Source organism: Streptomyces sp. NPDC002144 (assembly GCF_053593695.1).
Genome location: NZ_JBSFDB010000035.1, coordinates 1 through 13423 on the forward strand (window position 1 = coordinate 1; position 13423 = coordinate 13423).

The window sequence follows — 13423 nt, forward strand, 5'->3', positions numbered from 1 at the left end:
GTGAACGCCCGGATCCGCAAGGCGGTTCGGGCCCGCGGCCACTTCCCCACAGAGGCCGCCGCGTTGAAGTGCGTCTACATGGCACTGATGAGCCTGGACCCGACGGGCAAGGGCCGGCGCCGCTGGACGATGCGCTGGAAGGCACCCCTCAACGCCTTCCAGATCGCCTTCGACGGCCGCCTGACCCCCACCAACCAGCGATAACTCAACAACCAAGATCAGCCGTTAAGTTGACACACCCAGTGAAGGTCGTGGGTCAGGCTGTCAGTGTGTATCCGTCCTGGTCGGGGCTGGGGTAGAGCCGCTGGTGTTCGCGCTGGGTGTGGAAGGTCCAGTAGGCGTCGAGGTCGTTGTTGGCGGTGAGGGCGCGGAGGCGGAGGACGGCTTCGGCTCCTTCGAGTCCCCAGCGGGCGCCGGTGATGTCGAGGCGGTCGCCGATGAGGTGGCGGCAGGTGCCTTCGACGGCGCCGGTGGCAATGGGCCAGCCGGCTGCGAGTGCGGTGTCGTAGTGGAGCTGGTCGAGGTGGCCGGTGAGGTAGCGGTGGCAGCTGGTGACGGCCTGGCGGCGTGAGCCGGGCAGGCGTTCACGGTCGGCCTGGGCCAGCATCTCGTCGGCTGCGCGCAGGGCCTGGCCTGCGAGGATCGTGGTGAGATGGTCGGCTGCCCATGTCTCGGCCTCGGGGCTGCCGGGGGTGTGGAAGGCGTGCGCGGCGGTCCAGACGTACTCCGCGACGTGGATGAAGTCGAGCAGGACGTGGACGGTGATGTTGCGGCGCTCGGCTTCGGCGTGGATGAGGCCGAGCTGGTGGTGGGCGCCGTCGACGAGGACGATCCAGGGGCGGTGGTGGTGCGGGTCGCGATCGTGGGCCTGGCCGAAAGCGTCGGCGATGACGTGTTCGGGCGGGCGGATCACCGAGGCGGTGCACCACTTGTTCCTGGCTTTCGGGCCGGGCCGGGGTGTGCGGTGGCCGGTGCGGCCGCCGGGCGGGTGGATCACGTCGTGGGGGCGGCGGGGTGCGGGGCGGACGTCGAAGACACAGGCGACGGTGGCCATTCGTTTGCGGTTGGGTTTCTCGCCGGGTGCGAGCCGGCCGCGTCGGCCCTGGGCCGCGGTCTTCTCGGCCTTGATGCGGGTCGCTTCGCGCAGGGCCTCGGGCCGCATGACGATGCCCTTGCCGTCGGCCTGGATGCGGGTGCAGGGGACGGCGGTCCTGGCCCGGTAGAACGCGTCGATGTCAGCGGCCGCGGACACCACGAGCCCGGCGAGCTGCCGTTTGCCCAGCACATGGCCGCAGCGGCGGCGGACCGCTTCGAGGGCCTGGCCGTAGGAGCCGCGGACGGCATCGGTGACCGCCAGGCGCCCAAGGCCCAGCGAGTGACGCCCCGCGGGCAGCGACAGACACGCATCCGCGGGATGCACGTTACCCACTCCCGGTCCCCGGTGGGCGACGCGGCGCACCCTCACGTGTCCGAACAGGCAGGCCAGCCACCGTTCGTGCCCCGCCTCGCGCCACGGACGCTCTTTTCCTTCCGGCCCCACCAGGCGTGGAGCGGATACGTCCCGGGTTCGCTGTTCCTCGCGTATCGCCCGCAGGTCGAGATGGTCCTGCAGGAGCTGGCGGATCAGGGCGCGTCCGGCGTGGTCGAGGTGTTCTTCCAGTTCGGAGTGGGTCCACTCGCCGGCCCCTCCTGCTGACAGGGTGGCCGTCAGCGATTCGAAGGCACTGACCGAGCGGGCGAACGGGTCAGGCGTGCCGCTGGTGTCGTACTGTTCCACCCGGGCTCTTCTTTCTTCCGGTTCGTTTTGGTTGGCACCTACGAATCTAGAAGGAAGAGCCCCTCTTTCAGGGCGAGTTGGACGAACCGGCCGTCCTGGTGCGGGACGGGGTGAACAGGCCGGGCGAGGTCTCGTCCAGCCAGCCGCGTTCGACCAGACGCTTCAGCTTCGCGCGTGTCCCCTCGATCTTCGCGGTCTCGGCGGGCAGGCCGATCCTCGGCACTATCTGCTTCGCCCGCACCGGCCCCGGAGCATCCCCCACAACCTCCAGGATGTCCTGATAGTCCCGTGGCAGCACTCCCGGCTCCAGCCCCGGCTGCCACTTCGGCACCGCCAGAACTCCCACGACCCGCCGTTCCACCCCCGCGAACGGCGACACATCCTCCGCCCCCGGCGGCTCCCGCACCGGCTCTGCCCGATCACCGCCGGCCATCCTCGCCAGAAGCTCACCCGCCGTCTCCCGCGTGATCACCAGCCGCGAGAGCCGTTCACGCTCAGCCTCCAGCCGCACCGTCAGCTCCGCGGCCTGAGCCTCAAGTTCCTCCACCCGCCCCCGGACCGCGGCATCCTCGGCCTCGATCGCCTCAAGCAATGAACCCACCAGCACCGCCTCCTCCCGTCAGGAAGAGACCTGCCCACCCGCAGACCAATCAACGTCTTCGCAGGTCAGCCCATCCCTCGAAACGAGCCGCACCCATCTCACATGCGCCAGCCGCCCACGGCGTTGAGTGTGCGTGCTCGACCAGATGTCGGCGGCGGGAGGTCGGCGGCCGTCCAGCTCCCCGGGCTAGGGCTGGCCCACACGTCCCAACCGGCCGGATATGAACTCCGCGGCCGTGTAGTCCTTCCCTCGTTCAGCAGCCTGGAGAGCATCGGCGAAAGTAACCGCTTCGTCAGCGGCGAGGCGATCAGCCTGGACCATGCGAGCCAGCAGCTTGTGGATGCTGAAGGGCGTGAGGTTGTGGTGGAGTGATTCAATGCGTGCGTTGTAGTCCTCGCACAGCATGTACGGGTCCATCTGCTGAAGCCGCTCGGCCATGGCCATGATCACTGACTCTGCCCAGTGCTCCGCCGCATGTCTCAGGCTCCTGCCGCTGCGCATGATGTCCTGAATCTCCACGACCCGCTCCGCCGCGACAAGTTCGTCGGTGTCTACGGGTTCGCCGAGCCAGTCGAGTTGCCCCAGCGCTGCTACCGCCAGGTCTTTGATGCCCGGCGGGCCCTGGCTTGCCAGGCGGTCCAGCTCGTCGAGGACGACGTCCAGCAAGACGCGGCGCTGCGATACCAGTTCGCCCTGCACCGTCTGGCGCAAGTTGTCATCAGCGGCAAGGGACAACAGCGAGGAGGTGTCGACGAACCACAGGGCAGGCTTTGCGGGCGCGGGAGTCGTCACCGCGCTGGCCGGCGTCAGACGAGCACCTCGGGATCAGCTTCCATCACCACATCCCACAAAGCATCGTCGTCCTCGCGTTGCAGCAATGTCGCCACTACGCCCAGGCCCACGTGCTGGTTGCGGGCTGCGTCTACCGCGGCGCTCAAGAGACGCTCGGGCGCGCGGACTGTCTGCCGAACCGTGATCCCCGCACCAGTGGGAGCCACCGAGGCGTGGCGTGTGACGAGATCTGTCACCCTCTGGCTGCGCAGGCGCTTGCTCTGATCGTAGGTGATCAAGCCCATGGCGCAGAGCTGGTAGACCAGGGCCGCCAGGGAGACGCCGAACTGCTCCATGAGTGCCACCAGGCTGCGCTCGGTGACACGTCCGACACTCAGCCATTTCAGGGTCTCGCGAATGCCCTCCTCGGGCATCAGCAACTGGCCCGCAAAGGCGTTGACACGCCTTTCTTGCAGATTGTCGGCGAACATGTCCCGCTCGCCCTCGTTGATGACGTCTCGAGGGTCACCGAGCAGGTGGTGGCCCAGTTCGTGAGCGAGTGTGAACCGCACATGGCCTTGGGAGAAGTCAGTGCTGGCCACGATAAGCGCCACACCGTCACCATGGATGCACAGCCCATCCGTCTGAGTTCCGAGCGGAGACAACGCTACGTCGACCCCGAAGTGCCGCTCGATCAGTCCGGGCAGGTCACCCAGCTCGTGCGACCCCAGGCCAAGTTGGCGTCTCATTTGCTCGGCCAGGTGTTTGCCCTGGCGTTCGGCCTCGGCCTTGTTGCGCGGACGCTGGGACAGTTCCCTGCGTGCGTAGTCGAAAACCTGCTGCCCTGCTGCGGTCGGCAAGGCAGGAGGCGGCGCCGCGCGCTGCGTCAGAACGTCCTCGACCTCAAGCAACTGCAGGGCGCGGCGCTTGGCGTTACTGTCCTCGTCCGGGTTGGTGTCGCCTGCCAGCCGGTGAGCCATGGCCAAGGTCGGCCGGGAAGGCTGCCCGAGCAGATGGGCTACCGAGACGCCCAAGGCTTCCGCGAACTTCGGCAGCTCCCGGACACCGATCTTGCGCCGACCGTTTTCAATCTTCGAGATTTGGTCCTTACCCAGCCCGACGAGGGCACCGAGGGCATCACCCGTCAGTCCACGGCGGGTACGGGCCTGTCCGACTCGGTGTCCGACGTCGGCAGGGCTTGCAGTCCGGGTCAAGGATTCTGCAGGAAGCAACGAACCCAGCGCTTCCATGCCTGTCAGTCCGCCTCGCATAGCCGCCTCCCCTCACGCCGTCCATCCCTGCGATACCAGTGTCGCAACCAATCTCCATCATCGCAACTATTTCTATGCGATGGTTGCGAATCTGGGCCTGCTGTGACGCACTGGACGCCCGCCAGTGCGGCCACGGCCACTCCTCGCACCGAGTGAGACCACACGGCACGTCCAGGCCCAAGCCATGCCAGCAGCACGCTCACCGCGTGATCGATATGATGATCTACATACCCGCGGATCTCGCAACCCGCGGGACAGGAGGAGCGCCACGCCGAGACCCCGCGCCCCTGGATGACTCCGCAGACCAGGGCAGAGTGCAGAAGAGGAGGCCCCCAGCACGATCGTCCCGGTCCTCTAATGCGGGCTGCTCGCCGCCAGATCGTTGAGGACAGCGTCGACCAGCAAAGGTCGCTGTCCGTGCACAGCCAGTTCGACCAGAGCTTGTGGAACAACCGGATGATCTCCTACGGACTCGATCGCCAGAAGGTCTTCGCTCTCGGCTTCGCTCTCGCCCAGAACGCCACCAGTCGGCGCTTCTTCCTGGAGCGATCAGGGGCGCTCCAGGCGGTGGGGACAGGGCGTGAGCCGGCGTAGCACTGGGGCTGGCCCTCTCGGGCGCCCCGTCCCCGTGACCGGTTCCGATGGCGGGGACCGTGCTCAGGGCCCGGTCGCCAGAGTCGAGGTGTCGATGACGAAGCGCTAGCTGTTCTGTCCACGGAGGTTGGTGACAGTGATCACGGTGGGGTGATCTTGAACGAGTGAGGGCCTTCCGGGTTCGGTGTGGATTGCGACATCTCCACCGACCAGCAGAAGGCCCTCATGCCCCACCGTAATGCACCCCTGACCGAGACCGGCCGACTGCGCCTTGCCCGCTGCGTGGTCGATGACGGATGGACCCTGCGCCGGGCCGCCGAACGCTTCCAGGTCTCGCCGACCACCGCCCAGCGGTGGGCCGACCGCTATCGGACGTTCGGCGAAGCAGGCATGAGCGACCGCTCCAGTTGCCCGCGCACCAGCCCGCGCAGAACACCGACCCGCACCGAGCGGCGCATCATCAAGGTCCGTGTCCTGCGCCGCTGGGGGCCGACCCGCATCGCGCACCTGCTGCGGCTGGTGCCCTCAACCGTGCACCGTGTGCTGACCCGCTACCGTCTGGCCCGCCTCACGCACCTGGACCGGGCCACCGGCCGCGTTATACGCCGCTACGAGCGCGACCGTCCCGGCGAGCTGGTGCACGTGGACATCAAGAAGCTCGGCAACATCCCCGACGGCGGCGGCCACAAGGTCCTGGGCCGCCAGGCGGGCCGCAAGAACCGCCAGAACGCCGGCTACAGCTACCTCCACACCGCCGTCGACGACCACTCCCGCCTCGCCTACAGCGAGATCCACGCGGACGAGAAGAAGGAAACCGCAACCGCCTTCTGGACCCGCGCCCAGGCGTTCTTCACCTCGTGCGGGATCACTGTCGAGCGGGTCCTGACCGACAACGGCTCCTGCTACCGCTCCCGCGACTGGCGCGACCTACTGGCAGCGGCCGGGATCGCCCACAAGCGAACCCGGCCCTACCGGCCACAGACCAACGGCAAGGTCGAACGCTTCAACCGCACCCTGCTCGACGAATGGGCCTACACCCGCTCCTACCGAACAGAGCAGGAACGACGCGACGCCTTCCCCGACTGGCTGCACACCTACAATCACCACCGCGGACACACCGCGCTCAACGGCCAACCACCCGCCAGCCGCGTCCCCAACCTCACAGGGCAATACATGCATCGCGAGAGCTCGACGTTGAGGACACGCAGCATCCGGGCCCCGCCCCGGCCGGCCAGCATCACACCGACTGCCTCGACCAGGTGCTGCAGCAGCGGCGTGCGCCGCTGATAGCGCACCGTAAGCTCCGGCACCTGTTCGGCAAAGGTCACCTTCGGACAGACCGTGTTCTCGCAGTACAGACGGCGCACGCTCAAGTCGATCCGCACCGGACGGCCACCGAGCGCGGTATCAGCGAGGTGCCGCACGTAACGGCTATGGCTCCGCTCGCTCCTCGTCCCGCACCCCGTACAACCCGCCGGCGCGCCGGATCTGGTCCGGGCCCGGACCACCACGCAAGGACCGGAGACATCGACCGACTCGACCAGCACACCCGCCAAATGCGGTAAAACAGACGGCAGTTCAGCAGACCACAGTCAGAGACTGCCCGTTACGCGGCTCCGGCGGCCGCCGCACCCAGATGATCTCCGCCTACGAAAATCTTGCCAGAGCCACGTTCACGTGTACGCCGACATGCTCCGCCGGGATGACCTCGACCTCGGCGCCGATGCCGTGCTCAGCACAGAAGTCGAGCATCTGCTGGGTGATGGGGATTCCGCCGATCTGGGAGCCGGCGAAGGCCCGTTGGTTGCGCACCAGGCTGAAGCGGTCGAGGGAGAACCTGGGGGTGGCGCCGACGATGGCCAGGGTGCCGTTGACGGCGAGCAGGGACAGATAGGCGTCGATGTCGAGTTCGGCACTGACGGTGTTGACGATCAGGTCGAAGGTGCTCGCCAGGTGTTCGAAGGTCGCCGGGTCGCTGGTGGCGTAGTAGTGGTCGGCGCCGAGGCCGAGCCCGTCGTCCTGCTTCGCCAGTGTGCGGGACAGGACGGTGACCTCGGCACCCATCGCCTTCGCCAGTTTCACGGCCACATGGCCGAGACCGCCGAGACCGATGACGCCGACGATCTTGCCGGGACCGGCGCCCCAGCGGGTGAGCGGTGAATACGTCGTGACGCCCGCGCACAGCAACGGCGCCGCCGTGTCGAGTCCGATGCCTTGGGGGATGCGCAGGACGAAATCCTGGTCGACGACGACATGGGTGGAGTAGCCGCCCTGGGTGAGCGTGCCGTCGCGGTCGACCGAACCGTAGGTGAGGATGTGGCCCTGGGTGCAGTACTGCTCCTCGCCCTGGCGGCACGGGCCGCACTCGCGGCAGGAGTTGACCATGCAGCCGACGCCGGCGCGGTCGCCGACGGCGTGCCGCGTGACCTCCGGGCCGACTTGGGTGACGATGCCGGCGATCTCGTGGCCGGGGACGACGGGGTAGTCCTTGGCTCCCCAGTCGCCGCGGACCCAGTGGATGTCGGTATGGCAGATGCCGCAGTACTTGATCTCGATCAGTACGTCACGCGGGCCCAGATCGCGGCGTTCGACGGTTGTCGGGGCTGGGTCTGTAAAGCTAGCGGTGTAACTGGGGTTGGTGTGGCTAGAGTTGGCCTGCGGTGAGGCGGCCGTCGAAGGCCATGTCGAAGGCGTTCATCGCGCCCTTCCAGCGCATGGTCCAGCGTTTGCGGCCGGCGCCGGTCGGGTCGAGGCTCATGACAGCCATGTAGACGCACTTGAGCGCGGCCTGCTCCGTCGGGAAGTGCCCGCGGGAGCGGACGGCCTTGCGGATGCGGGCGTTGACGCTCTCGATGCTGTTCGTCGTGCACACAATGCGGCGTATTTCCGCATCGAACTGGAGGAACGGCGTGAACTCGGCCCAACTGGACTCCCAGAGGCGGACGATCGCCGGATACTTCTTCCCCCAGACCTCGGCGAACTCCAGGAACCTGGTCGTGGCCGCGTCCTCACTCGGCGCGGTGTAGACGGGCTTCAGCGCCTTCGCGATCTTGTCCCAGTCCTGCCGGGCCGCGTATCGGAACGACGCCCGCAGCAGGTGAACTACACACGTTTGCACCACAGTTCGCGGCCAGACCTCGCCGACCGCGTCGGGCAGCCCCTTCAGCCCGTCGCAGACCAGCATCAGGACGTCCTCGACGCCTCTATTCTTCAGCTCGGAGAGCACCCGCAGCCAGTGTTTCGCGCCCTCGCCACCGTCACCGGCCCACAGTCCGAGAATGTCTCGGTGCCCCTCAGCGGTCACCGCCAGAGCCACGTAGATCGGCCTGTTCGCTACTTGGCCATCGCGAATCTTGACGTTGATGGCGTCTATGAAGACGACCGGGTAGACGCGGTCGAGCGGGCGGTTCTGCCATTCGGCCATGCCGTCCATCACCTTGTCGGTGATGGTGCTGATGGTCGTCTTGGACACGCTCGCGCCGTAGACCTCGGCCAGGTGCGCGGAGATCTCCCCGTGCGTGAGGCCCTTCGCCGAGAGCGAGAGGACCATCTCGTCCACACCCGTCAGCCGGCGCTGCCGCTTCTTGACGATGGCCGGCTCGAAGGAGCCCTCCCGGTCACGGGGCACGTCGATCTCGACCGGCCCGATGTCCGTCAGCACCGTCTTGGACCGGGTGCCGTTACGGGAGTTCCCGCCGTCCTTGCCCGCCGAATCGTGTTTGTCATAGCCGAGATGGTCGGTGATCTCGCCCTCCAGGGCGGACTCCAGAACCGTCTTGGTCAGCTGCTGCAACAGGCCGCCCTCGCCGGTCAGCTGCAGGCCCTTGCTCCGGGCCTGCTCGACGAGCTGGTCGATCAGCTTCTGCTCGACCGCCGCAGTCTCCAGCGACGGTTCCGCCTGGTCATCGGCGGCCACGAACTCGGTCACGGTGTCAGTCACTTGATGTCTCTTCCATGATCATCAATTACACCGGTGAGCGTACAGACCCGAGGGGGCGAGGCGGCGGCATAGGCGTTGACGGTCAGCACGGTTGCTCCGATGTGTCCTGTTGCGTGTTGGTCGGTGCTGGGGGCGGTTTCAGGAGTACGGCGGCGGTCGTCGTGACCGCGAGCGGCCATCCCGTATTGCCATGCGATTGCCGGGGCGGCGGGGAGCGGGTGGACGGCTTCGATGCGCAGGCCGTCGAGGATGAGGACGACACCCCGACGTCAGGCCTCGTGGGGCCGGCAAGCCATTGGCGCGAGTGGGAGCGTCCCGGAGTACCGGGCGGCCATTCTCCACAAACCACCGACGGAATACACCCCATCGGCCACACCCGGTCCTGCCGGACCGCCCAACATTCCTAAGGAACTTCCCAATCGTGATGTCAAGCCGCGAGTGTGACGGGAGGTGAAGAATGGAAACACTCTCCGTCACGGATCATCGCCCACAGAACGTTGAGGCGTCGGCGTGCGAGGGCCAGCAGGGCTTGCTTGTGTCCCTTGCCCTCGCTTCGCTTCCGGTCGTAGTACGCCTTCGAGGCCGGGCAGCATTGCAAGCTGACCATGGCCGACAGGTACATGGTCCTGAGCAGACCGCGATGGTAGCGCCTGGGCCTGCGGAGGTTGCCGCTGACGCGTCCAGAGTCACGAGGTCTGGGGGCCAGGCCGGCGAAGCCGGCCAGGCGGTCGGAGCTGCCGAAGGCGTCCATGTCTCCGCCGGTCGCGGCGATGAACTCGGCGCCGAGTCTGGCGCCCATGCCGGGCAGGCTCAGGATCACCTCGGCGTGCGGATGCTCGCGAAACCGGGCCTCGATCAGGGCATCGAGTTCCGCGATCTCCTCATCGAGGGCCATCACCCCCTTCGCGAGACGGGCCACCATGGCAGCGGCCAGCTTCTCACCGGGCAGCGCGGTGTGCTGGGCCTGCGCCGCCTCCACGGCCGTCTTCGCGATCGAGGCGGCACCTCTGACACCCCTGTTCCTCAGCCAGGTCTCGATCCGTCTGGTGCCCGCCCGGCGGATCGCGGCCGGAGTCTGGTGAGCGGTCAGCAACAGGACATGCCCCTTGCGGGTCAGGTCGAGCGACCGCTCCAACGCCGGGAAGATCTCCAGCAGTTGAGCACGAAGCCGGTTGATCTGCCGGGTACGGTCGAAGACCACGTCCAGGCGCCTGGTGGTCAGGGTGCGCAGGTCGACAGCGATCTCGTCACCGGGCCGCAGCAGGCCGAGGTCCCGGTGGACGCGGGCCTGGTCGGCGATGACGAAGGCGTCCTTGGCGTCCGTCTTCCCCTCGCCGCGGTAGGTCGCCGAGGCCCGGTAGACGGCGAGGCCGGTGAGATAGACGAGTATCTGCTCGCCGACCCCCGAGAACCCCGCTCCAGCGGGGCCGTCATGGGGTTCTCGCACTTGCGGGGTCCGCAGGAGGGGATGGTCCGCATTCGCATACCGAAAGGCCTGCGTGCCGTGGTGCTCCTCAAGAGCGATGACCGTCATCAGGCGATCTCGCCGGCAGGGATGAGCCGCATGTACCGTGCCCCTTCCTCATGTCCCACCGCATGGCGGCTGCGCCGCGGTCCCCGCCGATGTGTGCGACCAGCGCCGTCTGCAGGAAACGCGTCCTGCACCTCAGTCTCGCAGCCGACCGAACGGGTCTTCCCCGTGGCGGCCGCCGACCGGGAGGTGCGCACGTGATCCGCCGGTCGGCCTTCCCCTCCGCTCGGGGCCCGGTCAATGGATGTGGGACCCGCCGTTGACGTCGTACGTCACGCCGGTGAGGTAGCCGGACTCGGGCCGGGCCAGGAAGGCGATGACGTCGGCCACGTCCTCGACCGCGCCGATGCGGCGTACGGGAACGTCCGCGATCATGGCCGCCTTGCGCTGCTCGTCCAGCTTGCCTTGGGTGATGTCGGTGTCGATCAGGCCCGGGGCGACGGAGTTGACGGTGACTCCGGACGGGCCGAGTTCGCGGGCGAGCGCCTTGGCGAAGCCCAACAGGGCGGCCTTGGCCGTCGAGTAGGCTACTCCGCCGAACACCCCACCCCCGCGCTCGGCGGAGACGGACGACAGGAAGACGATGCGGCCGAACCCGCGCTCGGCCATCCCGGCAGCCACCCGGTGGGTCACCAGGAAGCTCCCGCGGACGTTGACCTCGAGGATCCGGTCCCATTCGGCGGGCGTGACGTCGAGGAAGCGGGTCGGGGACGTGATCCCCGCGTTGTTGACCAGGGCGCCGACCGGCGGGAGCGCTGCTTCGACCGCCCCGACGGCGGCGTCGACCGCGTCGGCATCGGTGACGTCCGCGGCAAGTCCGAGGGCTTGCACCCCGTGCCTGTCAGCGACTTCCCGGGCGGTGTCCTCGGCGGCCTCCTTGTCCAGGTCGAGGACGGCGATGTGGTAGCCGGCAGCTGCCAGGGCGTGCGCGGTCGCGCGGCCGATGCCGCGCCGGGAGCCGGCGCCGGTGATGACGGCGGTGCGAGGGGTGGGGTCGGTGCCCATGCGGTGCTCCTGAGAAGGGGGGGGAAGAGGAGTGGACGGGTTCAGAGTTCGCGGCGGACGCGTTCCTTGATCGCCGCGACGGAGAGGCCGTAGCGGTCGTGGAGCGTGGGCAGCGCGCCCGCGGCGAGGAACTCGTCCGGCAGCCCGATCGGGACGATGCGTGCCGTCTGCTGAGCGAAGGCCAGACAGGACGCCACGGACTCGCCGAGGCCCCCGACGACGCTGTGGTTCTCTAGCGTTACCACGAGGCGTCCCTGGGCGGTCTCCCGCAGGACCGTCTCGCGGTCGAACGGTTTGATCGTCGGTACGTGGAGGACGGCGACGTCCACCTGGTCGTGCGCGAGTTCCTCGGCCGCGGTCAGGGCCCGTACCGTCATGAGGCCGGTGGAGATGAACAACACGTCGCGTCCGCCGCGCAGCCGCGCCGCCTTGCCGAGTTCGAACCGGTAGTCGTACTCGTCGAGGACGGTCGGTACGGCTCCGCGCAGCAGCCGCATGTAAGTGGGGCCGGGGTGGGCGGCCAGTGCCGGGACAGCCTGTTCGATGTCGATCGAGTCCGCGGGGTCCACGATCGTCAGGCCGGGCATGCCCCGCAGGATGGCCAGGTCCTCGGTCGCCTGGTGGCTGGGGCCGTAGCCGGTGGTCAGGCCGGGCAGGGCGCCCACGACGTTGACGTTCAGCTGCGGCTCGGCGATGTCGAGGCACAGGAAGTCGTAGGCGCGGCGGGTGGCGAAGACGGAGTAGGTGGAGGCGAACGGGGTCAGGCCCACCTCGGCCAGACCCGCGGCCGCGCCCAGCATCGCCTGTTCTGCCATGCCCATCTGGAAGAAGCGGTCGGGGTGGGCGTCCCGGAAGACGTGCATGTCGGTGTACTTGGCGAGGTCCGCGGAGAGTCCGACGATGTCGGGTCGTTCGTCGGCGAGCCGGGCCAGCGCGTGTCCAAAGGGCGCCTTGGTGGTGCGCTGGCCCTCCTCGGCGATCGAGGCGATCATCGCGGAGGTGGTGAGTTTGCGCTGCGGGGCCTGGGCCGGGACGGAGGTGCTCATCGGGCGGTTCCCTCTTCCTGGGCGGCGGTGTGGTGACGCTCCGTCAACTGGTCGCGGGCGAGCTGCCATTCGTGTTCCTCGACCCGCATGAAGTGGGCTTTCTCGCGCGTCTCCAGCATCGGGACGCCGCATCCGATCCGGGTGTCGCAGATGACCACGGCCGGTGAGCCACGGTGCCCGCGCAGGCTGTCGAAGGCCGCGAGGAGCGCCTCGATGTCGTTGCCGTCCACGCGGATGGCGTGCCAGCCGAAGGCCTCCCACTTGGCCGTGACCGGCTCGGTGCGCAGCACGCCCTTGGTCGGGCCGTCCGCCTGCAGGGCGTTGACGTCGACGATGGCGGTGACGTTGTCCAGGCCGTGGTGGGCGCAGGCAAGTGCCGCCTCCCAGGTGGAGCCCTCGTCCAGTTCGCCGTCGGAGAGCAGGTTGTAGACGCGTGCGTCGCTGCCCTGGTGGCGCAGGCCGAGCGCCATGCCGGTGGCCACGCCGAGGCCATGGCCCAGGGAGCCGCCGGAGATCTCCATGCCGGGCGTGTAGGAGGCCATGCCCGACATGGGCAGGCGCGAGTCGTCGCTGCCGTAGGTGGCGAGCTCGCCGACGTCCAGAACGCCGGCCTCGGCGAGCGCCGCGTACAGCGCGATCGCGTAGTGGCCGATCGAGAGCAGGAACCGGTCGCGCTGCTGCCAGTCCGGCTCGGCGGGACGGTGGTTGAGGACATCCTGGTAGACGACGGCCAGGATGTCGGCCACGCCCAGCGCCTGTCCGATGTAGCCCTGGCCCTGGGTCTCCCCCATGTCCAGCGCGTGCATACGGATGCGGTAGGCGGAGTCCTTCAGGGCGCTGACGCGCCGGGTCGACGGAACCGCTGTTCCGACTGCCTGAGGGGACAT

10 protein-coding genes and 4 pseudogenes are annotated in these 13423 nt (G+C 68.2%); 3 read left to right on the top strand and 11 right to left on the bottom strand.

Translation table 11 applies throughout. The annotated features are described in order from the left end of the window. Positions 1–204: pseudogene (locus ACWCQ1_RS37690) on the top strand (IS256 family transposase); the annotation flags it as partial. A 52-nt stretch (positions 205–256) separates the two neighbouring features. On the opposite strand, the gene ACWCQ1_RS37695 reads toward ACWCQ1_RS37690, so the two are convergent. The 4 genes from ACWCQ1_RS37695 to ACWCQ1_RS37710 all read right to left on the bottom strand — a co-directional run bounded on the left by ACWCQ1_RS37695 (position 257) and on the right by ACWCQ1_RS37710 (position 4399). Next, the gene (locus tag ACWCQ1_RS37695; RefSeq protein WP_451028387.1) at positions 257–1777 is read right to left on the bottom strand and encodes an ISKra4 family transposase; all 1521 of its coding nucleotides are present in this window, start codon (positions 1775–1777) and stop codon (positions 257–259) included. Positions 1778–1844: 67 nt separating this feature from the next. Continuing rightward, complete coding sequence (locus tag ACWCQ1_RS37700; protein WP_451028388.1) at positions 1845–2378, bottom strand: hypothetical protein; 534 nt, start codon at positions 2376–2378, stop codon at positions 1845–1847. 186 nt (positions 2379–2564) lie between these two features. Beyond that, entirely contained in the window at positions 2565–3170 is a 606-nt protein-coding gene (locus ACWCQ1_RS37705) for a hypothetical protein (RefSeq protein ID WP_451028389.1), read from the bottom strand. Positions 3171–3184: 14 nt separating this feature from the next. Further along, complete coding sequence (locus ACWCQ1_RS37710) at positions 3185–4399, bottom strand: helix-turn-helix domain-containing protein (protein ID WP_451028390.1); 1215 nt, start codon at positions 4397–4399, stop codon at positions 3185–3187. 378 nt (positions 4400–4777) lie between these two features. Here ACWCQ1_RS37710 and ACWCQ1_RS37715 point away from each other — a divergent pair, with 378 nt between their 5' ends. Then, entirely contained in the window at positions 4778–5014 is a 237-nt protein-coding gene (locus ACWCQ1_RS37715; RefSeq protein WP_451028391.1) for a hypothetical protein, read from the top strand. Between the two features lie 225 nt (positions 5015–5239). Beyond that, positions 5240–6187: pseudogene (locus ACWCQ1_RS37720) on the top strand (IS481 family transposase); the annotation flags it as partial. Here the strand turns inward: ACWCQ1_RS37720 and ACWCQ1_RS37725 are convergent. From ACWCQ1_RS37725 to ACWCQ1_RS37755, 7 genes and pseudogenes are all read right to left on the bottom strand, one after another. Next, positions 6115–6561: a transposase family protein gene (locus tag ACWCQ1_RS37725; RefSeq protein ID WP_451028434.1), complete on the bottom strand. Its 447-nt coding sequence runs from the start codon at positions 6559–6561 to the stop codon at positions 6115–6117. The pseudogene ACWCQ1_RS37720 and the gene ACWCQ1_RS37725 overlap by 73 nt on opposite strands. A gap of 139 nt (positions 6562–6700) precedes the next feature. Continuing rightward, a pseudogene (locus ACWCQ1_RS37730) lies at positions 6701–7591 on the bottom strand (NAD(P)-dependent alcohol dehydrogenase); the annotation flags it as partial. A gap of 67 nt (positions 7592–7658) precedes the next feature. After that, on the bottom strand, positions 7659–8930 hold the full coding sequence (locus ACWCQ1_RS37735) for an IS256 family transposase (RefSeq protein WP_451028435.1): 1272 nt from the start codon (positions 8928–8930) through the stop codon (positions 7659–7661). 451 nt (positions 8931–9381) lie between these two features. Beyond that, a pseudogene (locus tag ACWCQ1_RS37740) lies at positions 9382–10347 on the bottom strand (IS110 family transposase); the annotation flags it as partial. 375 nt (positions 10348–10722) lie between these two features. Next, positions 10723–11490 carry an SDR family NAD(P)-dependent oxidoreductase gene (locus ACWCQ1_RS37745; protein WP_451028392.1) on the bottom strand — a complete coding sequence of 256 codons (768 nt, stop codon included), beginning with the start codon at positions 11488–11490 and terminating at the stop codon, positions 10723–10725. A 41-nt stretch (positions 11491–11531) separates the two neighbouring features. Then, positions 11532–12536, bottom strand: coding sequence for a transketolase family protein (locus ACWCQ1_RS37750; protein ID WP_390700728.1), 1005 nt, complete (start codon positions 12534–12536; stop codon positions 11532–11534). Beyond that, positions 12533–13423 carry a transketolase gene (locus ACWCQ1_RS37755; protein ID WP_390700729.1) on the bottom strand — a complete coding sequence of 297 codons (891 nt, stop codon included), beginning with the start codon at positions 13421–13423 and terminating at the stop codon, positions 12533–12535. The genes ACWCQ1_RS37750 and ACWCQ1_RS37755 overlap by 4 nt, the downstream gene beginning before the upstream one ends.